The organism is Sphaerisporangium rhizosphaerae, assembly GCF_042665155.1.
In the GTDB taxonomy this organism is placed as follows: Bacteria; Actinomycetota; Actinomycetes; order Streptosporangiales; family Streptosporangiaceae; genus Sphaerisporangium; species Sphaerisporangium rhizosphaerae.
On sequence record NZ_JBHTCG010000003.1, the window covers coordinates 181,981 to 205,689 of the forward strand.

Sequence of the window (23,709 nt, forward strand, 5' to 3'; positions counted from 1 at the left end):
GGACCGTGGCGAGAGCTCCTCACTCAAGATCGGTGTTATCTCGCAGAATTTTTGGGATTACGGTTGCACCGTAGTAATCGACCCGTCACTCTCGGTAGAGCTTGCCATCGAAGGTGCTGTTGGCGCAGGGAAACCGGAGATCTGGAGGTGCTGGGCGATGACCATGGACCAGGCGGGGGCTGTGGAGGGGCACGTCGCGGTGGGGGAGTTGGTCGGGGCGCCGAGTGGGTGGAGTCTGGTGCCGAATCCGGCGGTGGCGGGGGAGGCGTTGCGGGTGCGGTCGTTTCGGCGGGAGACGTTCCGGGCGACCGGCGATCAGGTTTCGCAGGCGCGGCAGGTCACGCAGCAGACGCTGCTCGATCACCCGGCCGCGGAGATCGCGGTGCTGCTGGTGTCCGAGCTGTCCTCGAACTCCGTCCGGTACAGCGGATCGTCCTTCTTCACCCTGGCCATCGTCCGGACGTTCACCGAGGACCTGCACATCAAGGTCATGGACGAGGGGAACAACGGCCTGCCGCGGCTGCTGCGGGACGACCAGGGCGCCGAGAGCGGCCGGGGCATGCGCCTGGTCGACGCGCTGGCCAAGCAGTGGGGCATCACCCGACGGCGCGGCGACGGCATGGCCGTGTGGTTCGACGTGGACGAGAAGCTGCCCGAGACGTGGGTCGACCTGCTGCTCGTCGGCGAGAGCTGAACGGAGACGGCCGGATGTGTCACCTCACCGATCGCGAGCGCCAGGCGCTCCGCCTGGCCGCCGAGCTGCGCGGGCGTATGCAGGAGTGGCTCGGCCGCCGGGGGATCGCCGCGTCCCCGGTCGTCTCGCCGTTCATCGATCCGGCCGGAGAGGCGAGCGTCCTGATCAGGATGAACGCGCACGCGGCGCTGGCGATGATCGTCGGGTTCGAGGAGCAGCGCCGAGGGGACGCCGGGATGCGTGACGCCCGCATCTGGCCGCCGGAAGCGTAAGCCGGTGGGGCGTCTCATGCGCTCGGCCACAACTGGGTCGCCGTAGATCGTTTGCGCCCGTCCGCGTCGTCAGTCGTGAACTCTCGCAGCGTGAGGTGTCCGCGAGCGATGGCGATCGGGTGCATGGGCGGGAGGTTTTCGGCCTTGCGGCAGGGCGGTGCCGGCGGAGAGTTGACCGTACGCCTCGATCTCCTGCTGCAGTCGCCGAGCCGTCGGTGCGATCACCGGTTGGGGAGCGCGGAGTGCGGTATGGATGCGTTGCACGCTCCTCACCGCCGATGCCTTCCTCGGCCGGCTCAGATGATCAGGATGCTCCCTCAGTGACGACATCGCTTGACCCGGCCGGAGACGCGAGCGTTCTATCTCCCGAGGCTGGGGCTCGCTGAGCGTACTGTGATGACAAAACCGGCACATGGACCATCACTGGATATGGCAGAAACACGCCGCGGTGACGTCATCGTCCATGTATAGATGGATCATGACCGCGCGCTATGACGGCCATGCGGAGTGGTACGACGACTTCAATGCGCCTTTCGCCGCTGACAACGTCGCTTTCATCGTCGAGCTCCTCGGTGCCGGGGAAGGCTTGTGCCTTGACATCGGTTGCGGCACCGGCCTGTACCTTGACGCCATCCGGTCCACCGGCCGGACCGTCATCGGCCTCGATCGCTCGACCGACCAACTGCATATCGCCCGCCGCAGGGATCGCGCTCCACTCCTCCAGGGCGATGCGACCATGCTTCCGTTCGCTGCGAACAGCTTCCACACCGTCGCCACACTGTGGGTCTCCACCGACATCGGTGACTTCGCCAGGCTGATGAAGGAGGCGGCTCGTGTGCTGCGTCCTGGGGGTCTGCTGCTGTTCCAGGGGGTGCACCCCTGTTTCAACGGCCCGCACATCGAGCGCCGCCCGGATGACGCGCTGCTCATCCATCCCACCTACCGGACCGCGGGATGGCACAGGCGCGGCCCGTGGTGGCCCACGGGTGGAGTTCGGGACCGGGTGGGGATGAGCCACGTACCACTTGCCGACCTGATCAACGCATTCATCAATGCTGGACTGAACATCAAGCAGGTCTTCGAGCTCGGCGAGCGGCCCATCCCTTCAGTGCTGGCGGTCACGGCCACCGCGTGATCTTCAGGGCCGCCACGCCTGACTGATCACGCCGACATTGACCTGAACGAAACCAGCCTGGTCATCGGCTCCGCGGCGCAGTGCAGACGTCCTGCGACGCCTGCCGGCCGTGCTCGACCCTCGGCACTTTCAAGGAGCGCTAAACGGTCCGGTCAGCACCCGGACCTGGTCGGCTGGAGGGGCGATCACGGTCGTAGCATCCCAATCGGAGAAAGTGATCTCCATCGGGGTCTTCGCGTTCAGTCGTTGCCGTACCGGCCGCCCCTGGTCATCGAGCCAGAGCTCGTACGTGGCGCGCGCGCCGAACTCCTTGAGCAACTGGTCGCGGAGCCGCTTCTGCGCCGCCTTGTCGCCGGCCCGAACCTTGGCGTACTCGTCTGCGGTGTCCTGCTCCCACGGCAGCGGGTCGTACACCTCGAGGAACGCATCGAGATCCATTTCGTTGAGCGCCTTCCGCATGTCGATGGTGACCGTGTAATGGTCGAGCCCGCCATCGGATGCCGGGCCGCTCGCTCGTCCTGTCGCCGCCAGCAGTGCGTGCACCCGGTGGCTGTTCACCAGGGTGATGGCCTGGTTAGTGAGCAAGTCGATACCCAGCAGGTTGTACGGCTCGTGCTCTTTGGTGATCTTGTCCCAGGGCTTGCCCGGCGCCACCTCCTCCCCGAGCATCTGCGTGTACCCGGTACCGCCCGTCTGGATGAGCCGTCCGCGGAAGCCCTCGCCCAGGTCGGCGGAGACGTCCTGGTCCTGCCCCCTGATGACCACGGTGGCGCTCTGGACGCCCTTCGTCGCCACCCGCCTGACGTCGTGGTGGGCCTGCAGATACGTCTCGACGTATCCAGCGATCTCAGGAGCGGTCTTCGGCCCCGTGCCACAACCCGCCACCAGCACCGCCAAGACGGCGATCAGCACGTATGTCCGCACGCCGGGAATGCTCGCACAGCCCCGTGCAGAAGCCTCTGGCACCGACGTGCAGATCCCGTGCAGAAAGGTCATCGGTCATGTTCGGCCGGCCGGATGCGAGGTCATGAGGCTTCGGCAGGCGCAGCGCCGGTGGGGGGCGCTGGTCGATACTCGGATGACCGGTGAGGGGGTCTTGCGCGAGAATGCGGCGCATGTCTCAGGCGAAACTGCGCACCGCCCGCATTGAGCTTGTTCCGCTGTCCGACGAACACCTCGAAGACGAGATCGCGCTCGACGCCGACCCCGAGGTCATGCGGTACCTCGGCAACGGCCGTGCTCGTAGCCGTGAGGAGGTCGAGGTTCTCCATGGGCAGCGGCTCGCGGCCGCGGACCGCGTCGCGGGACTGGGTTTCTGGGCCGGGTTCGTCGACGGGCGGTTCGTCGGCTGGTGGATCCTGCAGCCGCCGGAGCGCGTCGATCAAGGGCCGGTCGAAGGGCAGGCCGAGCTTGGCTACCGGCTCCTGCGTCGCTACTGGCGCCAGGGATTGGCCAGCGAGGGAGCCCGCGAGCTCATCCGACACGGGTTCGAAGATCTCCGGCTGCGTCGCATCTTCGCCGAGACCATGGTGGTCAACACCGCCTCCCGCGCGACCATGACCGCACTCGGCATGGAGCATGTCCGTACGTTCCACATGGAGTGGGACGAGCCGATCCCCGGCAGCGATCTTGGTGAGGTCGAGTACGCGATCACCCGAGAGCGGTGGCTCGCTCGCCAGGCGGCCGAAGCTTGACCAGAGTGCTTGCGCCGATGAGCCAGGGCACGGCGGTAGGGGAACGCGACCCAGCGTGAGCGAGAGTCCTGCTGGAGGGCAGGACTCGGCAAGCCGCAGACAGAAGCCTTCTGAAATGGCGCCCAGCCGCAGTGGGGGTTCAGGCGATCAGTAGGCGGAGGCCGAGTTCTGCCTCTTCGAGGTTGAGGAGGGCTTGGTTGCGTTCGGGCCAGCGGCCGGAGGTGAGGTCGGCGCGGAGGTTGCGTACCGCGCGCTGTTCGGCGTCCGGGCCGACTGTGGTCCAGACCGACATTCCGCGGCGGACGTTCTCGTCCAGGTATGCCTCCGGCCGGCGCCAGTAGGCCTCGAAGAAGCCGTCGGCGCAGTCCCACGGGATGGGCACCGGTTCGATCCGGGCCCCGATCGCATCGGCCAGCTCGGTTATCGAAGGCCGGCCGACGAGGAGGTTCGCGACCTCGGGCAGGTAGTCGCGGGTGAGCCAGAACCGGTGAAGCCATCCGGTGTCACTGGTGTCGTGCGTGAACACCACCACGCGGCGAGCGACCCGCCGCATCTCGCGCAGGCCGGCGATCGGGTCCTGCCAGTGGTGGATGGAGGCGACGGCCATCGCGGCGTCGAACGACTGGTCGTCGAACGGCAGGTTCTCGGCGGATCCGACCAGGCACGGCGCCGCGTCCGCAGGGCGCTGCGAACGCATGAGCGCCGACGGTTCCACCGCGAGGACGTGGCGGTCGGGGGGCTCGTAGGACCCGGTGCCGGCCCCGACGTTCAGGATGGTCCGGGCATCGCCGAGCGCGGCCCAGATCTGTGCGGCGATGCGCGGTTCGGTGCGTCGTGTCGCGGTGTAGGTGGCTCCGATGGTGTCGTACAGCTGCGCGCTGGACATTGACGCCGCCTTCCTGGCTGTCACCCTCGCCGGCTCCGCGTCGTCCCGGTGGCCTGGGGGCGTGTCCCTGCCCGGGAGGTCGCTTGATCGCTGTTTCACCCTACTGATGGAACGGGGACTTGAGCATGCGACCAGGGGGTCGGCTGTGAGAGGAGCGGTGCTGCCCGCGGAAGCCCGACCTCTCATCGAGTCGTTCGGCTCACGTCGGGGGCGTGTTCGTTAGGTGCCTCATCGCCGCCAGGGTCTGGTCGATGGTGGCCGGGAGGTCGGGGTCGCCGTGCTGGTCGAGCCAGCGGGTCACCGCTATCCGGAGCGTGGTCACGGCGATCTCGGCCGCCAGCCGGGCGGTCAGGTCGTCGACCCCGCGGTCGCGGAAGCCCTGCTCCAGGGCCTGCGACATCAGCGAGAACTTGCGCAGCTCGCGCTCGTGGAGGGCGGGTTCGGCGTCGATCGCGGCCCGTCGGCGTAGCAGGTAGTCGAGGCTGCGGCCCTCGAAGATCTCGGCCGCGGCGGGGGCCAGGCCCTCGGTGATCAGTTCCATCGGGCCGAGCGACGGCGGGGCCTCGGCCATGAGGCGGGCCACCTGCTCGGGCACCATCTCCTCGCCGGCGAACAGCACCTCACGCTTGTCGGCGAAGTGCCGGAAGAACGTACGGGTCGTGAGCCCGGCCCTCGCCGTGATCTGCGGCACGGTCGTCTCGGTGAAGCCCTGCTCGAGGAAGAGATCGAGCGCGGCCTGTTCGAGCCGTTCTCGCGCACCCGGCTGCCATCGACCCATGTGGCACATTCTAGTGATGACACGTCATGTCGTGCCATGCGATAGTGATGACACGAAGTGACATGACTGTTGGAGGCGAACATGACGGGTGAGATCTGGGTGCTCGGCGCGACGGGACGGGTCGGCCGGGAAGCCGTGGAGCGTCTGCGGCGGGCGGGCGCCGAGGTGGTGGTGGCCGGCCGCGATAGGGAGCGGCTGACCCAGGTGTGTCCGGACGTCCGGGCGGTGACCGGCTCGCTCGACGAGGTCTGCGCGCGGCTGGCCACCGAGGCGCCGGCCGTCGTGATCAACACGGTGGGCCCGTTCGCGGTCACGGCGCCGCAGGTCGCGCGGGCCTGTCCGCCAGGCACCCACTACGTCGACGTCGCCGCCGAGCTGAGCGCGTTCCAACTGCTCCACGGCATGGACCGGGAGGCGGCGGCGACCGGTCGCACGCTGGTCTCCGGGGCGGGCTTCGGCGTGCTCGCGACCGAGAGCATCCTGCTGCATCTGCTGGCGGCCGAGGAGAAGCCGTCGCGGGTACGCATCGACGCCGTCGCGTCGGTCGCGATCGAACCCGGCGCCCTCGGCGAAGCTCTGGCCGCCACCATCGTGCACGGGTTGCTCGACGGCGGCCACGAGGTGCGGCAGGGCCGGTTGGTACGCGCCCGGGCCGGCGGTGCCGCCGAGCGGCTGACCACCCCCGACGGGGATGTGGTCACCACCGCGTCCCTGGGGGGCGGCGAGCTCTTCGCGGCCTGGCGGGCCAGTGGCGCCCCGTCGGTGATCGGCGCCTCGGCTCTCGTCCCGGCCAACCCGGCCGTCCGGGCGGCTCTGCCGGTGATCAGTGGCGTGCTGCGGTTCCCCGGCGTGGCGGGCTTCGTCACTCGGCGGCTCGCCGGCATCACCACGACCACGGCCAAGGAGCGCCCGCGCCGATTCTCCTGGGCCCGAGCCCGAGTCGAATGGCCGTCCGGTCGCGTGCGTGAGGGCTGGCTGCGCACCGGCGAAGGCATGACGTTCACGGTCGGCGCCGTCACCGAGGTGGCCCAGCGCCTGGCCAAGGGCGAGGGCCGGCCCGGCGCGTTCACCCCGGCCAGGCTCTTCGGACCCGAGGTGGCGCTGGCCGCCGGCGGCGAGTTCGTGATCACGGACTGAGAACTCCCGCCGAACCTGGCGAAACAGGTCCCCTGGAAGCCGGCCGGCGAGCTCGACCCGACCGGTCGCGTCACGTGGTCGTCGGCGGTGCCTGTGAGGCCGCGCCGAGATGCCTCGGAGGCCGTGCCGAGCTGATCGACGTCTGCGTCCGCTCGTCGTGGCCGCGCAGGAACAGGCCGTGCGGGTACACGTCGGTCTTGACAGGCAGCCGTCTGGCTGCCTAAGTTAAAGGCAGCCGAAAGGCTGCATATCAGGCGGCGACCGGGGTACGAGGGCGGGCATGGACGAGGTATTCAAGGCGCTGGCCGATCCGAGCCGGCGCGCGCTGCTCGACTCGCTCAACGCCCGCAACGGGCAGACGCTGCGCGAACTGTGCGCCGGGCTCGACATGGCCAGGCAGTCCGTCAGCAAGCACCTCGCGGTGCTGGAGGAGGCCGGGCTCGTCGCCACCGTGCGGCGGGGCCGGGAGAAGCTGCACTACCTCAACGCCGCGCCCGTGCACGAGATCGCCCACCGGTGGATCAGCCGCTACGACCAGGCCAGGGTGCAAGCCCTGGCAGACCTGAAACTCGCCCTGGAGGAGACCTCGATGGACGCGCCGAACTTCGTCTACACCACCTACATCCGCACCACCCCGCAGAAGCTCTGGCAGGCGCTGACCGACCCCGCCTTCACCCGCCGCTACTGGGCCACGGAGTTCATCACGGACTGGTCCGTCGGCTCGCCGATGACCTGGGACAACCACGGGGTGATGATCAGCGACCCGGAGCAGGTCGTGCTGGAGGCCGCCCCCTACAGTCGGCTCTCCTACACCTGGCACGCCATCACCCCGGAGCTCGCCAAGCGCTTCGGCTGGGACGACGAGATGGTCGCCCGGCTGTCCGGCGAGGCCCGCTCGAAGGTCACCTTCACGATCGACGAGGAGGCCGCGCAGGTGGTGAAGCTCACCGTCGTACACGACGGGTTCGAACCCGCGTCGAGCCTGGCCGAGATGGTGAGCCACGGCTGGCCGAACGTGGTGGCGAGCATGAAGACGCTGCTGGAGACCGGCGAACCGTTGCCGTCCGACGGGTGACCTCCCGATGTGAGGCGTCCTGAACCGGCCGTCACCGCCACGACTGGTGCGCTCAGGCGGGTCGCTGGGCGGGCGGCGTCCAGTGCTCGCTCACCCAGGCGTCCAAGGTGGTCAGATTCCGGTGCCGGGCGCGCAGTGACGGCAGGTCGGCCTTGAAGCCGGTGGTGTTGAACCAGTCGAACATGTTGGCAAGTTCCGCACTGAAGGCACGTACCTGCTCGATGGGCTGGGAGTGGAATCTCACGGACGTGCCGGCTGCACGCGCGAAGACTTCGGCCATTTGCGGGCCGGTCAACTCGTCCCCGGCGATCTCGATGCCGCGTCCTATGAACTCCGCGGGGGCGTCGAAAGCATCCGCCGCGATGACGCCGATGTCTTCGGGCGTGATCATCTGCAGCTTCGTCTGCGGGGACAACGCCAAGGTGAGCACGAGTTCACCGTCCGCCCACCGAGGGCCCAGGTCTTTGAAGTTGCTCATGAAGAAGGGAGACCGCAGGATCGTCGCGGGCAGGCCGAGTTCGGTGAGGTGTTCCTCCACCGCTCTCTTGCTCTCGAAATGCCGCACCTTGCTGGGACGGTCGGCGCCACCGACGGAGCCGTAGACGAAGTGCCTGACTCCCGCTCGGGTGGCGGCGTCGGCGACGGCCTTGCCCTGACGGATCTCACCGGCCGTGCCGTCGGGCCCGGTGAAGGTCTGCACGCTGTAGAGGCCGTGCACGCCGCGCAGAGCCGCATCCAGCGAGGCCGGATCGTCCATGTCTCCGCGGACGAGAATCGCGCCGCTCTCCTTCAGCGCGACCGCCTCGGGCTTGTCCGGGTCACGGACCAGCGCATGCACCGTCCGACCTCGGGCCAGCAGTTCGCGCGCGGTAGCCCCGCCCTGCCGTCCGGTCGCTCCCGTGACGAGAATGATCTGGATGTCGGACATGCCATGCTCCTCAAGCCGCGGTGCTGGGCGTCGTGTCGGACACCCTTGTGCGCACAACACCTTGCTCCCTCAACCACGGTTGAGGTCCAGCGCATGAGACACGCATCTTCATCCAGAGGGCGCCACTTGCCCCGGGAGCGGTCGTGCCTGATCGTCCTATGCTTCTCCGCCTTCTTCCGGCGTCGGTTGCGGGGAGGCGGCGTCGGGGTGGGCGGCGATGAACTTCTCGAGGAGTTCGTCGGCGAGCTTGCCCCGGGCGGGGACGTCCAGGCCCTGCTCGCGCGCCCATTCGCGGACGTCGGTGAGGGTGTAGCCCTGCAGGCGGGGGGAGGTGTCGGCGGTCTTCTTCGCGCGGGTCGCCTGCTTCACCTCGCGGGAGCTCTCGAGGACCTGCTCGATGAACGCGAGAGCCTCGCTCAGCCGTTGCTGGTTGGCGTCGGACAGGTCGATGGCGAAGGTCCGGTTCAGCAGCGGGAACTCCCGTCTCGCCACGTCATCGCCCTCGGAGTGGTCGAGGTCGTCAACCAGTATCACCTTCTGCGCCACGTGCGGCCCTTTCCGGGTGGATCATCAGTTGTCTGTCTGAACCGTGGCATCATACTGGTGTTCGAGAAATGATCGTGCGATCGACTCGCCCGAAGGGGCGCACATGGCGGGCCGGTCGGACGTCGCCGGGTCGCCGGCAGGGTCCGCCGGCCTCGCGCGGCGGGGGTCGGTCACGGTGTGCTGATGGTGACGGAGGATCGGCCAGAGCCTCTCATCGCACCGACGGTTCAGACGTGGCCGCCTGCGCCGGGGTTCATCAGGTGTTCGACCAGTCTCCGGTAGTCGTCCTTCATCGGCAGGTCGGGTTCGACGTGGACGCGTCGCCGCCGGGTGGTGACGTCGACGTCGCGGATCGGGTCGTGCCCGTGGTGGTCGTAGGTCTCCCACCACATGCCGATGCCGCGGCGCTGCCAGGCGGGCAGTTCGTTGAAGTTGACGCCGTGCCTGAACAGCAGCTCGTTCTTGTCGGCGATGCTCGCCCGTTCCAGCAGCTTGGTGGCCTCGCGTTGGGAGCGGCCGTCCTTGCGCAGCGTCCAGTAGCACCAGCCGTTGAGCGCGCAGCGCGCGGCGTCGGCCTGCCGCCAGGACAGGTAGTCCACGACGTCCTCGACGCCGTTGCCCAGCCAGACGCGGCTGTCGAAGTGCACGGGCTCGCCGGCGGCGTGGGTGAAGGCCGCGGCGGCGACGGACGCGGACAACGACACCAGTTTCTCCACCTCGCGGCCGAACAGGTCGAAGGCCGGGGGAAGCACGACGGAGATCTCATCGCTCTCGGTGTACGCGTACCGTCCGCCGAACTCCTCCAGCAGGCTTCGCGCGGTCCCGGTCATGAGGGTGGAGAAGCGCTGGTCGAATGGCTTGTCGAAGCGCTGCTCGGTGTAGCGGGAGAAGCTGCGGCCGTCCACCCGGATGACGGTCCAGGCGCCCGGCAGCAGGGTCAGCGAGTGGAACCATTCCCGCGCTCGCATCCGTGCTTCCAGCTCGTTGCCGTTCACGGCTCTCCTTTGTCGTGAAGTCTTCGTCACAGGCGGAGGCGACGACGAAGATCTCATCGAATCCCGGCTGGGGGCGCCTCAGGAGTCCGAGGGTGGCATGGATGCCGACCTCGGGCATTCTGGTTTTCTCCCCTCGTACGGCATGCGCTCGAGTGAGATGGCCAGGCCGGGCGGGAACCGGTAGCCGACCACCAGAGCGCCGTCCACTCGGGGAGGACGTCGGTGGTCGCCGGTGTCCGCCGTGTCATCCCAGGCCCCGTCGTTCCCGCCGACGGCCCATGGTGGCGGAGGCGAGCAGGAGGCCGAGGGCCGTCACCAGTGCCAGGCCGAGCGCTTCGGGCAGCAGGCCAGGCGGTGGAGCCGCCAAGCCGAGCGGGTCGATCACCGTGACATCCCAGCCGGACGCGGCCACCGCGGCGCGGACCCGGTTCGCGTCGGCGGCGAGCCACCAGTCGGTGGCGGGAAGCGGCGGGCGTGCCGCGGCCAGGTTCCACGCCTGCAAGGACGGCAGGTCCACGAGGGCGCCGGCCTGGTCCAGGGGGATGCCGGGCATGCGCTCGACGATCCCGACGAGCTCAACCTGGACCCGCTGACGGCCCAGCGCGATGAAACCGGTGCGGCCCGTGGTGAGCTTCGCGGATGCGGCCAACTCGGGCGTGAGGACGATGGGCAGCGGCCGGTCTTCGGCGGTGCCCGCCGGTACGGGCCGCACGGCGGTCGCGGCGGCCTTCACCTTGAGCGAGAACAGCCCCGCGCCGCTCTCGGCGTGTTCCGACCAGCGCTGATCCGTCGGCAGGCTCACCTCTCGGCCGTCGGCGCGCAGGGTGGTCACGGTCAGCGCATGGGGGAAGTCGTCGATCGAGTCCCCCAGGAAACCGCGGACGGACAGCGGGTAGGCGATCTTCCCGTCCCGGCCGGCCAGGCCGGCGAGGTCCACATCCACCTTCGTGACACCCGAGCGCAGCGGTGCGACCGGCATGTCGTGCCAGACGCCGATGGCGTCGGAGATCACCACTCGCAGCTGCGGAGGGTCGGCGGGCGCCTTCACCTCGACGGTCAGCGTACGCGGGGCGCCGGGAAGCGGCATGGCGCCGATCTTCGGCCGACCGGTGGCCATCGCGGCCGCGATCTGCGTGACCGTTCGGTCCGACAGATCGGGCCGCAGGCGGAACACCTCGGGGAGGCGGGTGGCGTCGATGCCGAGCAGGGTGCTGTTGCGGAGGTCGACCTCGATCCGATCGCGGTGGCCGGGCACGGCCGCGGTGACGCCCGGAAGAGCGGCGAAAGCGGTCCCGCGGCCGAGGACGCCCGGCGTGCCTCCTGCCGGGGGGCCGGTCAGCCGTAGGTCGGCTCCGGCCTGGTGGGCGGCCTGATCCGCCCGCGACGTACGCCAGGTGCCGGCGGCGCCGAGCGCGGCCACGGCCACTGCGGCGGCGATCGCCGCGGAGAGCACCCGGATGCCCGGCCTCGGTACCTCGACGAGGAGCAATACGGCCGCGAGCAGCGCCATGGAGATCGCCGCCAGGAGCGCCCCCGTGTCGAAGGCGGCGGGCGGCCTCAGTCCCGAGGCCGGCCACCACGGAACCGCGCTCGCCGGCGAGAGCGGTAGGCGGGCCGCGAAGGGGGCCGCGATCACGCAGCCCGCGACCACCGCCGCCGTGCCCGGCGACCAGTTCGCCCCCTTGGGCCGAGGTAGGAGCAGCAACGTCAGAGCCAGGACCGCCGCCAGCCCCAGGACCGTCCAGCGGGCCGACGACGAAGCGGCCTCCAGTCGCGCCAGCGTGGCGGGCAGGGCGCTGAGAGACGTGCATACCGGGCACCCGTTCGCCTTGAACCGCTCCCGCAGGTCCCCCAGCCGGGCGACCGCCTCGCGCATGTGCCCGACCGTCATGCCGCGCAGATCCGGCGTGACGGTCCAGGTGGCGTTGACCGTCGTCGCGAAGTGGTCGAGGAAGGTGGCCTGGTCCACCATGAGCGGGCCGTAGGTCGAGTAGCCGTTCCGCTCGACGCCGCGACCGAACATCAGGTCGCCGTCCCAGCGAGGGCCGAGCGGGTCGTTCGGTACGAAGACTCCGGTGATCTTGACCTGTACCGGTTCGCCGTCGATGCGACCGATCGTGGTGAATGCATTCCCGGCCTCAAGGCCGCTGTTCGAGGCGGCGGCCTGTGAGATCGCCGCCTCGACCGGCTCGGTACGCGACCGCGGCCACGAACCCGAGATCAGCCGGGCATGCCGCTGAAACCCGTCGAAGCTGTCGAACCTGAGCCGCTCCGGCCGTCGGAACCGCACCTTCTCCTGGCCCGGCATCGCGTAGCCGTCCGAGCGGAGCAAGGTGGTCACCTCGACGGGCGCGCCGCCGAACGTCACGGCCGTCTGCTCCCGCACGACCCGGTCGTACGTGGCGAAGTTCGCTGCGTTGATCACCCCGGCGACCGTGACGCCGACGGCCTGCGGCGGAGTCGTCTCCACGGCATGGCGCACTCCCGCGTCGCCCAGGGAGAAGGCGCATATCCCCAGCCCGGCGAATGCCGTGGTGACGAACATGAGAAACAGGGCCAGTCTCAACGTGGCCGGCTTGTTCTCGTCGCCTGCCTGAATTCCCATGACGAGCCCTTTAGCTGTCGATATCCCCCGTGATCACCTCGGCAATCATGCTGAGGACTCCGAGGCGGAGTCAAGCGGTTGGGAGGGTGATTCGTGGGGTGATGTCCGGGATCGCGTATCGTGATCGACTGGTCACCGACCGATGGATCTGCGTCTTCCATGCCGTGGTCACCGGCTGGATCAGGCCCATCGGACGTCGGATGAGTCGCTCGGGCGCGGTTCGCGGCCAACTCGCCCCGCCATGCCGCCGCACCCATGCCCGCCGGCCGGCAGTAACGCGACAATTCTCACGCTCACCCGACGCGGTGCGGGTATTCACTCGCGAACTACCCCGCACAGGGTTTGTTGACGGCACGACGCGGATATGGTCGATTTCGGGGTGGGCATACCGCCTGCCGAGCTGTTTCGGCAGGCGCTGTGCGGTTTCGGCTATGAGTAGTGAAAAGGGTGATCGAGGGGTCCGCCGAAGCATTGTCCGGTGGAACGGGAGAAACAGCGGCGGTCCACCCGGACGACGGCCACGCGCCCGGCGGCAGGGTCCGCGAGTGGAACCATTCCCGGGCTCGCATCCGTGCTTCCGGCTCGTCGCCGTTCAGGGCTCTTGCCTATTGTGAGACCTCTGTCGTGAACCCTCCGTCCCCGTCGAAGCCGACCTCGAAGATCTGGTCGAACCCGTCGGCCGGCCGGGGGCGCCTCAGGCGTTTGAGCGTGGCATAGATGCCGACCTCCGGCACCCGGGTCTTTCCCGGCCGTACGGCGTTGCGTTCGAGCGAGCCGGCGACGTCGGGCGGGAACCAGTAGCCGACCACCGGGGCGTCGTTCGCCCTGGCGATGTCGATGAGCGGACGCCATTCGTCGGGCGAGGGATTGGTGTTGTCCACCGCGACGTTCCTGCCCTCGGCCAGCGCCTCCTGGACCATCCGGAGCTGGCGCCGCTGCCGTTTCCGGGCGTTCGGAAAGGCGTCCTTGCTCACATGGACATGCGTTCGCGCCAGCGACTGCCGGTAGAAGGTGGTCTTGCCGGACCCCTGCAGCCCCACGAGAATCGCCATCGCTGCGTCGCCCACCCGGCAATTCCACCATGGACCGTCGAATGACAGCCGGGGCAGAGGCCCTTTTCGCGGGCGCTGAGGTTCTCGCGCGGTGACGGGTTCTGGGTCGTCGACCTCGCGGCGACCAAGTAGGACGCCCCGCGCTCCATCTCAGTGCCTCTCAGGTCAGGTGGAGGTGGATCATGGGGAGGGTGTCGACGGGGGCGCCGGTGGCGCGTTCGATGGTGGCGCGGAGGTTGGCCCATGCCTTGGGGTGGACGCGGGCGTAGCGGCGGAGGGCCGCGTCGGCGTCCGCGCGGGACAGGGGGGCCGCGATGGCGGGAGCGCTGCGGCGCAGGCCGCAGGAGACCCTGACGTGCGGGTCGGCCAGCACGTTGCGGTACCACTGGGCCCGCTCGCCGAAGCCCGAGACGATCACGTACTCGTCCCTGGCCGGGTGCTCGACCACCTCCAGGACGGCGAACCTGCGGGCGCCGGTGGTGCGGCCGATGTGCTCCAGCATCAGCAGGCGCGAGCCGAACAGGATCCCCAGGCCGGCCCGGTAGAGCCAGATGGGCGCGCGCACCAGGCGGCGGGTGCGCAGTACACGTGCTCCGATCGCGGTCATGATGCCCGTTGTGTTCACGCCTACCGGCTTACCACCGATCATGCCCGTGCGCAGCTCGGGCGATGAGGCGGCTACATGTGTGCTCCCACCGAGAATGCGACTGGTAGTAGCCTTGGTGGTATGAGCGATGGTGGAACAAAAAAGTTCAGTGTCACGATCCCTGAGGAACTCGCCGCCACCGTGCAGGCGCGGATCGGGAAAGGAAGTTTCTCGGCCTATGTGTCCGAGGCGTTGGCACGGCAGATCGAGCGGGACAATCTGCGTGAGCTGGTCAGCGCGGCCGAGTCCCAGCACGGCCCTGTCGAGCGTTCCGCGGTCGAGGCCAAGCGCGCGCTTCTGCGGGATGACGCCCACGAGCACGTCTCTGGCAATTCGTCGGCCGCCTGATGCCGGGATCCTTGGTCCTCGACTGCGAGGGCCTGTCCAAGGCGGTACTTCAAACGCCTGAACTGACCGAGTGGCTGGCGGCGGCGGAGGAGGAGGACGTCCGGGTCGTCGTCAGCGCGGCCACTCTTGTCGAGGTCTCCCATCCGAAGATCAACCGGGCCCGTTACGAATGGACGCTGTCCCGTCTGGTCGTCGAGCCCGTGACGAGGGAAGTCGCTCGAGACGGCGCGGCGCTTCTCGCCGCGGCCGGGCTACACGGGCACAAGTACGCTATCGACGCCATGGTCTGCGCCACGGCTCTTCACCTTCCGCGTCCGGTGACGGTTCTGACCTCCGATGTCGAAGACATCATTAAGCTCAGCCAGCGCCGGCTGCGAGCCGTGAAGGTTTGAGGTACGTCGTCCCACGAGGTACCAGGCAGGGAAGCCTGAGCCGGCCGGGGGAGTGGGTGGAGGGCCCCGGCCGGCGTTCTGGCCGTATGAGCGGTCAGGTCTGTCTTGGATCTCTTGGCGTTGACGTACTTGGTGAGTTCCTGCTCGCGGCCCGGCCGGACTCGCCGTGGTTCGGCGACACCCACCCCCTCGATGGCCGCGCGGAACTCACCCGGATGAGCTCCGCGCGGAGGTCCGTCTTCAAAGTCAGGAGACGGGGGAGGCCGCGACCGGGCCGGCCCAGTGGTCGGAGCCGGTCGGCCATGTCCGCGACGGCGTCCGCCGGCTGAGCAGGCTCTCCTCAGGCGTGCCCACGGCGCAGCGGGCGCCGCGCGGCGGCACCTTCAGCGAGATCAGGTACGCGTCGAAGATGTCGTCCTGGCACTTGTCCTTGCCGTAGATGCGGTGCCCCCAGCCCTCGTACGTGAGCAGCACCGCCTTGGGCCCGAGCTGACGGGCCGCGTTGGCGGACCATATCCACGGGGTGGCCGGGTCGTGCACGGAATTCCCGAGCAGCAGCGGGGCGTCGCCGGTGTACCGCAGCGCGTGCGGCGCGTTGGTGGTCGGGTAGTTCATGCAAATGGGCAGATCGTCGGTCGGGTACGGGTGGTACCCCGTGTCGGGTGCGAGCAGGCTGGAGGCGCGCATTAGTGCGGCGTACTCCTCGTAGTTCCGCACCCGGAGGTTGTAATCTTGGCAGAGAACCGCGGTCGGCAGATACGCGACGTCACCCTCCACGGGCTGCCGGCCCGGCAGCGGGGGCACCCACTCAGGCTCCGGCCCGCCGTCCAGCCAGTTGATCACCTCGCTCAGCAGGTGCCAGTCCGGTCCCTCGGTGCCCAGGGCGGCGTTGTAGATGACCTGCAGTTCGGTCATCGTCTGGCCCGTGCTCGGGTACTTCAGCTCACCGCGCCGCGCCTTCGCCCGCAGGTCCTTCCAGATCGCATGGATGTCACGTCCATGCAGGACGCAGCCGGTGTCCTGCTCGCACCAGCCGACGAACTGGTCGAACGCGTCCTCGATGGCGACCGCCTCGGTGGCCAGGAAGCCCGCGACGCCGAGGCTGTGGTCCATGTTGCTGTCGAGCCCGAGGGCCCGGACGCGGCCGGGGAACAGCTCGGCGTACATCTGGCCGATCAGAGTGCCGTACGAGATGCCGTAGTAGGTGAGCTTCTCCTCGCCCAGGGCGGCGCGGAGCGCGTCCAGGTCACGGGCGACGTTGACCGAGTCGACGTGGTCGTACAGCGGACCGGTACGTGCGCGGCAGTCGGCGTGCAGCTTCTTCGTGAACGCGTTCCAGGCGTCGAAGTCGGCCTGGCTTCTCATGACGGTGTGCGGCATCCGGTTGTACACCGACGCCGAGCAGATCACCGGGTTGCTGCGTCCCACGCCCCGAGGGTCGAACCCGACGATGTCGAACCGTCGCTGCAGTTCCTCGGTGTAGGACCCGGGGGCGCCGTACACGGCCTCCACCCCCGACCCGCCCGGACCACCGGGGTTGATCACCAGCGAACCGACCCGCGCGGCCGGATCGGTGGCCTTCCGCCGCGCGACGGCGATGTCCACCTTCGCCCCGGCCGGCTTCGACCAGTCGATGGGCACGCTCAGCGTGCCGCACTCGGCGGCAGGCTCCTCCTCGCAAGGCGCCCAAGCGATGGTTCGCGCCGTCAGGACCTCGGTGTCCGCACTGGCCGTCGAGACGGGTAAGACCGTCGCCACCGCCAGGAAGGCGGCGAACCAGAAAGCTCTTCTACGCACGTTGCTCCAGTCTCTCGTCGATCCTCTGTCGGAACGTGCGACCGTAGCGGATCACCACATACGTGGCAGCAGAAACAGGGAAGAATGGCGGCATTTCTCCTACAGGGCCGCCTCTCGGACGGGGTGCACTTTGTCGGATGATCTGGACAAACTGATCATCCGACTGACAATCTTGCCGTTTGTGCGAACGAAGATCCTTATAGTGACAGTTTGTGGTTCTCTGGCCGCGTTGACGGGTTCAGCGACGGCGAACGCGGCCGTCAGCGCCGCCGGCCCCACCTTCCAGTTGCCCTTCCCCTGCGGAGAGACGTGGGTCGGCAGCAGTGGCAGCTTCGCCCACACGGGCAACGAGATCGACTTCAACGGCAGCGCGAACGACGGTGACAGGGACCGGGGCAGGACCGTCGTCGCCGCGGCGGCCGGCACGGTCGTGATCTCCGCGTACCAGACGGCCAACGGCTTCGGAAACCTGGTCAAGATCCGTCACTCGGACGGCAGCGCGACCCTCTACGCCCACCTCAGCGCCCGGACGGTGTCCCAGGGGGCGAGAGTGGCGCAGGGCCAGAAGATCGGCGCGGTAGGCAACAGCTCCGCCAAGTACAAGATCGTGTCGCATCTCCACTACGAGCAGCGCTCGGCCGCGGGCAAGATCGTCCGTGCCACGTTCAACGGCGCCGCCTTCAAGTACCCGGGCCAGAGCGTGAAGTCCAGGAACTGCGGAGGCGGTGCCGCCCCGCGAAGCGCTCCCAGCGGCTCCAACCCCTACACCGCGGCGAAGGTCTGCGGCTCGGGCTTCAAGCAGGTCGACGTGGCGACGCTCGGCTCGCAGGGGCGGGTGTTCCTGATGTACTCCTCGGCGACCGGGCAGAACTGCGTCGCCACGGTGCGCAACAGCGGCAGAGGCAAGGTCGCCGCCAGCGCGTACCTGGAAGTGAAGGGTAAGGCGCGGCAGACCGACGCGGGCAGCTTCCAGTACTACGCGGGGCCGGTGCGCGCGAAGGCCGCCCGCACCTGCGTGAAGTGGGGCGGCTCGATCGGCACGGCCAAGTACGACAGCCCCTTCGAGCACTGCGGCTGACGGCGGCACGAGCTCCGCTGCCGTCCTCGGACAGCAGCGGAGCGCCGACCTTTCTAGGGGATGGCGTGCTCGAAGTTGTCGCCGACGGCGTAGGTGACCAAGGTGGTCAGGACGCGGGCGACGGAGTCCCTGTCGCGCACGTCGCACAGCAGGATGGGAGCCACTCCGTCCAGGCCGAGGGCGCGGCGGATCTTGACGGGGTCGTGGCGGCGGGCGCCGTCGAAGCAGTTGACGGCGACCACGAACGGCAGGCCGCGCTGCTCGAAGTAGTCGACGGCCGGGAAGCAGTCCTCCAGGCGGCGGGTGTCGGCCAGGACGACGGCGCCGAGCGCGCCGAGGGCCAGTTCGTCCCACATGAACCAGAACCGGTCCTGGCCAGGGGTGCCGAACAGGTAGAGCCATAACCCGTCCCGGACGGTGATGCGGCCGAAGTCCAGCGCCACGGTCGTGGTGGTCTTGGCCTCGACGCCGGAGACGTCGTCCACACCGACACTGCGCTCGCTGAGCAGTTCCTCGGTGTGCAGCGGCCGGATCTCGCTGATCGTGCCGACCATGGTCGTCTTGCCGACCCCGAAGCCGCCGGCGATGAGGATCTTGATGGCCATCGCCGGGGCGGCGCCTGGGGCGGCGGCCCGATCAGAGGCTGCGTAGCGCATGCAGCACTTCCCTGTAGATGCGTTCGTCGATCGCCTGCGCGGCAGGCTGCGGTCGGTCGATGGTCACGAGACCCTCGCGACGCAGGTCGCCGAGGATCACGCGGGTGATGTTGATCGGGAGCCTCAGCTGGGCGGCGACGTCCGCGACCGGGGTGGGCCTGCGGCACGTCCTCAGGATGGCCAGGTACTCCGGGCCGAGGTCCGGCTGCTCGAACGGGATGCTGACGGTCGTGACGATGGCCACCAAGTTGAAGGATTCGCCGGGTGGGCGCGCACGGCCGCCGGTCAGCCCGAAGAGCCTGACCAGCGGCCCGGGATCCTCTCCGGTCACTGACGCACGCCGTTCCAGGCGGGTGCCGGAGCCGCTCCTCTCGGCAGGGCGGACAGGTGCTCGCCGACGCGCTTGACCATCAGCGCCATCTCGTAGGTGACCATGCCCAGTTCGGCGTCGCCCGAGGCGAGCACGGCCAGCCGGGCCCCCTGACCCGCCGCGGTGACGAACAGGAAGCCCTCCTCCAGTTCGATGATGGTCTGCCGGACGCCGCCGAGGCCGAAGTGGCGTCCGGCGCCGAGGGCGAGGCTGTGGCTGCCGGCGGAGATGGCGGACAGGTGCTCGGCGTCCTCCCGGGTCAGGCCCCGGGAGCCGCCCATGGCAAGGCCGTCCCCGGACAGCACGATGGCGTGCCGCACGCCGGGGACGCGCTGGGTCAGGTCGTCGAGCAGCCAGCTCAGTTCAGGTCTGGGTTCGGGCATCGGAATGGCCCTCCTTTCGATTGCGCGTCATCTACTTCTGCTCGGCCTCGCCGCGGCCCTGCTGCCAGCCGCGCTGCATGGACGACATGATGCTGAAAAGTTCCTCGGGGGAGCGCACGCTGACTTCGCGCTGTTCGGCGGCCCGCGTGCGGCGGAGCTGGGGGGCCATGCTGGCCTGCCGCACCCGTATCGGCAGCCCGTCCAGGTCGTCCTCGTCGGTGCTCGGCACGGCGGCGGACGGACGGCCGGCCGGCGGAGCGGCCGGTGAGGTCGCCGGCCGGGCGGGCGGCTCGGCGGGTGGCTGAACAAGTGGCGGGGCGGATGGCGCGGTGAACGGTTCGGTGGGCGGCGAGGCGGTCGGCGAGGCGGGAGGACGGTCGGAGAGCGGGGTGAACAGCTCAGCGGACCGCCGGCCCGAGGGCTGGACGGGTGGCTGTGCCGGCGGCTGGGAGGCCCCTGGCGTCCGGTGGGGGAAGGACGACGCGTCCGGTGCCGGAAGCGCCCGTTGGGCGGTGGGTGGAGGCGTGCCCAGAGCCCGGGTGGGCCGGTCCCCCCGGTCGGGACCCATCGAGGCGCCCCGTTGCGAGGGTATGTGGGAACGTTCCCACCAACTGGGGGCGGGCGCCGGGGCGGCGCGGTCCGGCATGGGTTCGATGACGGGGGCGTCGGGCGTGGCGAGCAGGGCGACGGGCAGCAGCACGATGGCCGTGGTGCCCTCGTAGGGGGAGCGCCGCAGCGAGACCTTGATGCCGTGCCGGGCCGCGAGCCTGGCCACGACGAACAGGCCGAGCCGGTCGCTGTCCACCAGGTCGAACTCCGGCGGGTCGGCGAGTTTGGCGTTCAGCTCCTCCAAGGCGGCCTCGCTCAGCCCGAGGCCGCGGTCCTCGACCTCCATCGCGAAGCCGTTGGCCGCCGCCATGCCCCGCACGTGCACGGTGGTCTCCGGCGGGGAGAAGACGGCGGCGTTCTCCACCAGCTCCGCGAGCAGGTGGATCACGTCGGCGACCGCGACGCCCAGCAGCTGCGGGGCCTGCGGCATGGGCGGCACGATGACGCGGGTGTAGTCCTCGACCTCCAGCACGGCGCTGCGCGCCACGTCGAAGATCGGCACCGGGTCGCGCCACCGGCGGGCGGGCGTGGAGTCCGACAGGATGACCAGGTTCTCCGCGTGCCGCCGCATGCGGGTGGTGAGGTGGTCCAGCCGGAACAGGTCCTCCAGCGTGTCCGGCTCCTCGACGCGGCGTTCCATCGTGTCGAGCAGGGTGAGCTGGCGGTGCAGCAGCGCCTGGTTACGCCAGGCGAGGTTGAGGAACACCTGGCCGATGCCCTTGCGGAGCGTCGCCTGGCTGACCGCGGCCTCCACGGCGGTGCGCTGCACGGCCGAGAACGCCTGGACCACCCGCTCCACCTCGGCGGTGCGGGCCGAGTCCAGGGGCGGCGCCTCGGTCGCCGGGTCCACGTCGTCGCCCCTGCGCAGCCGTTCGACCAGCCGGGGGAGCCGTACTTCGGCCAGTTCCACGGCCGACCTCTGCAGGCGCCGCAGCTCGACGATCATGGACAGGCCGAACCGGAACGACAGCAGGATCGAGGCGATGACCGCCACCAGGCCGAGGCCGAGGACCAGCCCGATGCGCCAGTACGCCGCGGTCTTGGTCGCCTGCCGGGCCTCCTCCACCCAGAACAGCTCGTTCTGGGTGTCACGGTTGATGGTCTGCAGCAGGAGGCTGGTGTCGCTCTTCCAGTCGTCGGGATCCACAAATGGCACGCCGGTCGCGTTCCAGTTGAAGACCCTGTCCTCCATCTCCAGCAGCCGCCTGTAGGGCAGGCCCCGGACGAGGTTGTCGTACTGGACGCGCAGGTCGGGTCCGACGTCACGGGCGGCGTTCGCCATGATCATGCGGCGGCCGGTCATGGCGGCGACGAACGCCGAACGGTCGCTGGGAGTCATCCGCCGCTGCACGATCGTGCTGGTGAGGACGGCGTTCTCCCTGCTGAGGTACTCGGCGCCGCTGTTGTAGGCGGCCATGCCGCGCACCGCCCGGTCGGTCGACACGTCGCTCAGCGCGCCCCCGGCGTTGAGCTGCCGGCCGGCGTCGTCGATCAGCTTGTTGTAGGCGTCGATGACCCGGACGGGCGGGAAGAGGCTGCCGCTGTCGGCGGACCGGCGGAGCGTCTGGAGCGAGTCCAGCGCCCCGATCAGGGTGCGCACCTCGGCGGGGGTCTCGTCCTTGCTCTGCTGGCCGACCGACCCGATCAGCTCGCGCAGTTCCTGGGCCCGGTCGTCGGTCAGCTGCCGCTGCCTCGCCAGCGCCTGGTCGTTGCCGGTGCTCCGGGCCTGCGCGGAGGCCTGGCGTTCCCGCTGGAGCTCGTAGACCAGTTGCAGGACCGGCGCCCCGATGGCCTGCCAGCGGCTCTGCGTGCGGGAGATGTCGGAGATCTCCGTGATGCTGGAGTAGGCGATGAAGCCCCAGAAGGCGACCATGGAGACCAGAGGCAGCGCGAGGATCCTCAGGAGCCTCGTGCGAATCGGAGGGGGCGAGCTCATCTGTCGTGTCCAATTTCGTGTGCGGCGCGCCCTTTGTGGACGCGGGTTGGAGCCGTTCCCCGAGTGGCGTCCCGCGGCCACTGCGCCGATGATCTGGACAACTATGCCCACTTGGGCACAAGTGCATCAAGACAACATGGCGAAGATTGTATATCGAAGTTCGTCCAGAGTCGCATGATGTGTACGGTGCGTAATCACTGTGAGGAGTACGCCACTCTGTGTCATCCATTTCGGACATGACCTTGTGGTTCGTCCACCGCGAGGCTCTGGATCCGCCCCCGCCGCACGGGTGAAGATGAACCCGCTACTTCCGCAGTGGTGATCTACCCGGGAATCGTGGCTGGGGGCGTGCGTGGGCTTACGGGTGGCGATCGTGGGCGGTGGTCTCGGGGGGCTGGCGGCGGCGCTGCACCTGCGCCGGGCCGGCGTGGAGGCCCAGGTGTACGAGCAGGCGCCGGTGCTGCGCGAGGTGGGCGCGGGGGTGATGCTGGCGCCGAACATGGTGCGGCTCATCGCGCGGCTCGGCCTCGGGGACGCCCTGGCGCGGTGCGCGGTCTGGCTGGAGGAAGCGTGGGAGTACCGCCGGTGGGCGGACGGCCGGGTGATCTCCTCCCAGCCTATGGGAGAGGCGTGCGAGCGGCTGTACGGCGCCAACCTGCACACAGCGCACCGGGCCGACCTGCTCGCGATGTTCCAGGACGCGCTGCCCGCGAGCGTCGTCCGCCTCGACCACCGCTGCGTGGCCCTCGACCAGGACGACGCCGAGGTCGAGCTCACCTTCGCGCACCGGTCGGGAGGCACGACCACGGTGCGCGCCGACGCGGTCATCGGGGCCGACGGCATCCACTCGACCGTCCGGCCGCGCATCGTGGCCGAGGCGGCGCCCCGGTTCTCCGGCTTCAGCGCCTTCCGTGCCCTGGTCCCCGTCGAGCGGGCGCCCGAGTACGCGCGGCGGCGGGTGCAGACCCTCTGGCTCGGCCCCGCGCGGCACGTCGTGCACTATCCGGTGTCCGGCGGGCGCCTGGTCAATCTCGTCGCCGTCGTGCCGGCCGGCGAGTGGCGCCTTGAGTCCTGGACGTCCGACGGCGAGCTCGCCGACTTCGCCCGCGAGTTCGAGGACTGGGACGCGGGCCTGCGGCGGCTCATCGATGCCGCGCCCGGCACCAAACGCTGGGCGCTCTACGACCGCGGCCCGCTGGAGCGGTGGACCAGCGGCCGCGTCACTCTGCTCGGTGACGCCGCGCACGCGATGCTGCCGTTCTTCGCCCAGGGCGCCGGCCAGGCCATCGAGGACGCCGCCGTGCTCGCCCGGTGCCTGGGCGGCGCCGACCCCGACACGGTGCCGAAGGCCCTGCTCTCCTACGAGGCGACCCGCAGGCCGCGCGCGAGCCGCGTGCAACTGATGAGCCGGGGCCGCGCCGAGTACAACCACCTGGCGGACGGTCCCGAACAACGCGAACGCGACGCCGGCCTGCGCGAGGGGGACGTCCTGCGGCACAACGCCTGGCTCTACGCCCACGACGTCGACGCCGAGCCCCTGGTGTGCTGACCGCCGGGTGCGGGTCGGCCGGCCGCCGTCCGGCGACGGGCCGTGTGCCCGGTCGCGTCCCTCCGGTCCCCGCCCGACATCGGCGAAGCCATCCCCACTGGCCGATGAAAAGCCATATGTCCTTTTGAAGCGTTTATATGTGGTTTCT

General features: G+C 69.5%; 24 protein-coding genes. 10 read left to right on the forward strand and 14 right to left on the reverse strand.

The window, feature by feature from the left end:
• The first annotated feature begins 157 nt into the window (after window positions 1–157).
• The 3 genes from ACFQSB_RS05910 (at window position 158) to ACFQSB_RS05920 (ending at window position 2,101) form a co-directional block, all read left to right on the forward strand.
• On the forward strand, window positions 158–694 hold the full coding sequence (locus ACFQSB_RS05910; protein WP_380824753.1) for an ATP-binding protein: 537 nt from the start codon (window positions 158–160) through the stop codon (window positions 692–694).
• A gap of 14 nt (window positions 695–708) precedes the next feature.
• Window positions 709–966, forward strand: coding sequence for a hypothetical protein (locus ACFQSB_RS05915; RefSeq protein WP_380824755.1), 258 nt, complete (start codon window positions 709–711; stop codon window positions 964–966).
• A 478-nt stretch (window positions 967–1,444) separates the two neighbouring features.
• A complete protein-coding gene (locus tag ACFQSB_RS05920) occupies window positions 1,445–2,101 on the forward strand; it encodes a class I SAM-dependent methyltransferase (RefSeq protein ID WP_380824756.1) in 657 nt (218 codons plus the stop codon).
• Between the two features lie 129 nt (window positions 2,102–2,230).
• On the opposite strand, the gene ACFQSB_RS05925 is transcribed toward ACFQSB_RS05920, so the two are convergent.
• Complete coding sequence (locus ACFQSB_RS05925) at window positions 2,231–3,025, reverse strand: PIN domain-containing protein (protein ID WP_380824757.1); 795 nt, start codon at window positions 3,023–3,025, stop codon at window positions 2,231–2,233.
• Window positions 3,026–3,216: 191 nt separating this feature from the next.
• Here ACFQSB_RS05925 and ACFQSB_RS05930 point away from each other — a divergent pair, with 191 nt between their 5' ends.
• Window positions 3,217–3,795 carry a GNAT family N-acetyltransferase gene (locus ACFQSB_RS05930; RefSeq protein ID WP_380824758.1) on the forward strand — a complete coding sequence of 193 codons (579 nt, stop codon included), beginning with the start codon at window positions 3,217–3,219 and terminating at the stop codon, window positions 3,793–3,795.
• Window positions 3,796–3,934: 139 nt separating this feature from the next.
• On the opposite strand, the gene ACFQSB_RS05935 is transcribed toward ACFQSB_RS05930, so the two are convergent.
• Together ACFQSB_RS05935 and ACFQSB_RS05940 are read right to left on the reverse strand one after the other, a co-directional pair.
• On the reverse strand, window positions 3,935–4,681 hold the full coding sequence (locus ACFQSB_RS05935) for a class I SAM-dependent methyltransferase (RefSeq protein ID WP_380824761.1): 747 nt from the start codon (window positions 4,679–4,681) through the stop codon (window positions 3,935–3,937).
• Between the two features lie 199 nt (window positions 4,682–4,880).
• Window positions 4,881–5,459 carry a TetR/AcrR family transcriptional regulator gene (locus tag ACFQSB_RS05940; protein WP_380824763.1) on the reverse strand — a complete coding sequence of 193 codons (579 nt, stop codon included), beginning with the start codon at window positions 5,457–5,459 and terminating at the stop codon, window positions 4,881–4,883.
• Window positions 5,460–5,540: 81 nt separating this feature from the next.
• Between ACFQSB_RS05940 and ACFQSB_RS05945 the strand changes: the two genes are divergently transcribed.
• Both ACFQSB_RS05945 and ACFQSB_RS05950 read left to right on the forward strand, forming a co-directional pair.
• Window positions 5,541–6,596: a saccharopine dehydrogenase NADP-binding domain-containing protein gene (locus ACFQSB_RS05945; RefSeq protein ID WP_380824765.1), complete on the forward strand. Its 1,056-nt coding sequence runs from the start codon at window positions 5,541–5,543 to the stop codon at window positions 6,594–6,596.
• Between the two features lie 280 nt (window positions 6,597–6,876).
• On the forward strand, window positions 6,877–7,671 hold the full coding sequence (locus ACFQSB_RS05950; RefSeq protein ID WP_380824767.1) for an ArsR/SmtB family transcription factor: 795 nt from the start codon (window positions 6,877–6,879) through the stop codon (window positions 7,669–7,671).
• 52 nt (window positions 7,672–7,723) lie between these two features.
• Here the strand turns inward: ACFQSB_RS05950 and ACFQSB_RS05955 are convergent, their stop codons facing one another.
• The 6 genes from ACFQSB_RS05955 to ACFQSB_RS05980 all read right to left on the reverse strand — a co-directional run bounded on the left by ACFQSB_RS05955 (window position 7,724) and on the right by ACFQSB_RS05980 (window position 14,404).
• A complete protein-coding gene (locus ACFQSB_RS05955) occupies window positions 7,724–8,599 on the reverse strand; it encodes an NmrA/HSCARG family protein (protein ID WP_380824769.1) in 876 nt (291 codons plus the stop codon).
• A gap of 156 nt (window positions 8,600–8,755) precedes the next feature.
• The gene (locus ACFQSB_RS05960) at window positions 8,756–9,133 is read right to left on the reverse strand and encodes an Lsr2 dimerization domain-containing protein (RefSeq protein WP_380824770.1); all 378 of its coding nucleotides are present in this window, start codon (window positions 9,131–9,133) and stop codon (window positions 8,756–8,758) included.
• A gap of 239 nt (window positions 9,134–9,372) precedes the next feature.
• Window positions 9,373–10,140, reverse strand: coding sequence for a tRNA(His) guanylyltransferase Thg1 family protein (locus tag ACFQSB_RS05965; protein WP_380824771.1), 768 nt, complete (start codon window positions 10,138–10,140; stop codon window positions 9,373–9,375).
• A 244-nt stretch (window positions 10,141–10,384) separates the two neighbouring features.
• Complete coding sequence (locus ACFQSB_RS05970) at window positions 10,385–12,745, reverse strand: hypothetical protein (protein WP_380824774.1); 2,361 nt, start codon at window positions 12,743–12,745, stop codon at window positions 10,385–10,387.
• A 605-nt stretch (window positions 12,746–13,350) separates the two neighbouring features.
• Window positions 13,351–13,812: an AAA family ATPase gene (locus tag ACFQSB_RS05975; protein WP_380824776.1), complete on the reverse strand. Its 462-nt coding sequence runs from the start codon at window positions 13,810–13,812 to the stop codon at window positions 13,351–13,353.
• A 145-nt stretch (window positions 13,813–13,957) separates the two neighbouring features.
• The gene (locus ACFQSB_RS05980) at window positions 13,958–14,404 is read right to left on the reverse strand and encodes a nitroreductase family deazaflavin-dependent oxidoreductase (protein ID WP_380824777.1); all 447 of its coding nucleotides are present in this window, start codon (window positions 14,402–14,404) and stop codon (window positions 13,958–13,960) included.
• 120 nt (window positions 14,405–14,524) lie between these two features.
• Between ACFQSB_RS05980 and ACFQSB_RS05985 the strand changes: the two genes are divergently transcribed.
• Both ACFQSB_RS05985 and ACFQSB_RS05990 read left to right on the forward strand, forming a co-directional pair.
• Window positions 14,525–14,791, forward strand: coding sequence for a CopG family transcriptional regulator (locus tag ACFQSB_RS05985; protein ID WP_380824779.1), 267 nt, complete (start codon window positions 14,525–14,527; stop codon window positions 14,789–14,791).
• Between the two features lie 11 nt (window positions 14,792–14,802).
• Window positions 14,803–15,183, forward strand: a complete 381-nt coding sequence (locus ACFQSB_RS05990) for a DNA-binding protein (protein WP_380824781.1) — start codon at window positions 14,803–14,805, stop codon at window positions 15,181–15,183.
• Window positions 15,184–15,429: 246 nt separating this feature from the next.
• Here ACFQSB_RS05990 and ACFQSB_RS05995 read toward each other — a convergent pair whose 3' ends face one another.
• The gene (locus ACFQSB_RS05995; RefSeq protein WP_380824783.1) at window positions 15,430–16,980 is read right to left on the reverse strand and encodes an alpha/beta fold hydrolase; all 1,551 of its coding nucleotides are present in this window, start codon (window positions 16,978–16,980) and stop codon (window positions 15,430–15,432) included.
• Between the two features lie 229 nt (window positions 16,981–17,209).
• Here ACFQSB_RS05995 and ACFQSB_RS06000 point away from each other — a divergent pair, with 229 nt between their 5' ends.
• Entirely contained in the window at window positions 17,210–18,058 is an 849-nt protein-coding gene (locus tag ACFQSB_RS06000) for a M23 family metallopeptidase (RefSeq protein ID WP_380824785.1), read from the forward strand.
• A gap of 53 nt (window positions 18,059–18,111) precedes the next feature.
• On the opposite strand, the gene ACFQSB_RS06005 is transcribed toward ACFQSB_RS06000, so the two are convergent.
• Genes ACFQSB_RS06005 through ACFQSB_RS06020 form a run of 4 tightly spaced genes read right to left on the reverse strand, consistent with a single transcriptional unit; the run spans window position 18,112 to window position 22,012 of the window.
• Window positions 18,112–18,714 (reverse strand): GTP-binding protein, encoded by a 603-nt coding sequence (locus ACFQSB_RS06005; protein ID WP_380824787.1) that lies wholly within the window; start codon window positions 18,712–18,714, stop codon window positions 18,112–18,114.
• Entirely contained in the window at window positions 18,695–19,045 is a 351-nt protein-coding gene (locus tag ACFQSB_RS06010) for a DUF742 domain-containing protein (RefSeq protein ID WP_380824789.1), read from the reverse strand. Before ACFQSB_RS06010 ends, ACFQSB_RS06005 begins: the two co-directional genes overlap by 20 nt.
• Complete coding sequence (locus tag ACFQSB_RS06015; protein ID WP_354838416.1) at window positions 19,042–19,467, reverse strand: roadblock/LC7 domain-containing protein; 426 nt, start codon at window positions 19,465–19,467, stop codon at window positions 19,042–19,044. The genes ACFQSB_RS06010 and ACFQSB_RS06015 overlap by 4 nt, the downstream gene beginning before the upstream one ends.
• Window positions 19,468–19,498: 31 nt before the next feature.
• Window positions 19,499–22,012, reverse strand: a complete 2,514-nt coding sequence (locus ACFQSB_RS06020) for a sensor histidine kinase (RefSeq protein ID WP_380824791.1) — start codon at window positions 22,010–22,012, stop codon at window positions 19,499–19,501.
• Between the two features lie 373 nt (window positions 22,013–22,385).
• On the opposite strand from ACFQSB_RS06020, the gene ACFQSB_RS06025 reads away from it, so the two are divergent.
• Window positions 22,386–23,561, forward strand: a complete 1,176-nt coding sequence (locus ACFQSB_RS06025) for an FAD-dependent monooxygenase (RefSeq protein ID WP_380824793.1) — start codon at window positions 22,386–22,388, stop codon at window positions 23,559–23,561.
• The last annotated feature ends 148 nt before the right edge of the window (window positions 23,562–23,709 follow it).

Coding starts and splice junctions, on each gene's coding strand:
- ACFQSB_RS06015 (WP_354838416.1), bottom strand. CDS start 19,467: ATGCCCGAACCCAGACCTGAACTGAGCTGGCTGCTCGACGACCTGACC.
- ACFQSB_RS05930 (WP_380824758.1), top strand. CDS start 3,217: ATGTCTCAGGCGAAACTGCGCACCGCCCGCATTGAGCTTGTTCCGCTG.
- ACFQSB_RS05980 (WP_380824777.1), bottom strand. CDS start 14,404: ATGACCGCGATCGGAGCACGTGTACTGCGCACCCGCCGCCTGGTGCGC.
- ACFQSB_RS05950 (WP_380824767.1), top strand. CDS start 6,877: ATGGACGAGGTATTCAAGGCGCTGGCCGATCCGAGCCGGCGCGCGCTG.
- ACFQSB_RS06005 (WP_380824787.1), bottom strand. CDS start 18,714: ATGCGCTACGCAGCCTCTGATCGGGCCGCCGCCCCAGGCGCCGCCCCG.
- ACFQSB_RS06020 (WP_380824791.1), bottom strand. CDS start 22,012: ATGAGCTCGCCCCCTCCGATTCGCACGAGGCTCCTGAGGATCCTCGCG.
- ACFQSB_RS05940 (WP_380824763.1), bottom strand. CDS start 5,459: ATGGGTCGATGGCAGCCGGGTGCGCGAGAACGGCTCGAACAGGCCGCG.
- ACFQSB_RS05970 (WP_380824774.1), bottom strand. CDS start 12,745: ATGGGAATTCAGGCAGGCGACGAGAACAAGCCGGCCACGTTGAGACTG.
- ACFQSB_RS05935 (WP_380824761.1), bottom strand. CDS start 4,681: ATGTCCAGCGCGCAGCTGTACGACACCATCGGAGCCACCTACACCGCG.
- ACFQSB_RS05985 (WP_380824779.1), top strand. CDS start 14,525: ATGAGCGATGGTGGAACAAAAAAGTTCAGTGTCACGATCCCTGAGGAA.
- ACFQSB_RS05955 (WP_380824769.1), bottom strand. CDS start 8,599: ATGTCCGACATCCAGATCATTCTCGTCACGGGAGCGACCGGACGGCAG.
- ACFQSB_RS05945 (WP_380824765.1), top strand. CDS start 5,541: ATGACGGGTGAGATCTGGGTGCTCGGCGCGACGGGACGGGTCGGCCGG.
- ACFQSB_RS05915 (WP_380824755.1), top strand. CDS start 709: ATGTGTCACCTCACCGATCGCGAGCGCCAGGCGCTCCGCCTGGCCGCC.
- ACFQSB_RS05920 (WP_380824756.1), top strand. CDS start 1,445: ATGACCGCGCGCTATGACGGCCATGCGGAGTGGTACGACGACTTCAAT.
- ACFQSB_RS05910 (WP_380824753.1), top strand. CDS start 158: ATGACCATGGACCAGGCGGGGGCTGTGGAGGGGCACGTCGCGGTGGGG.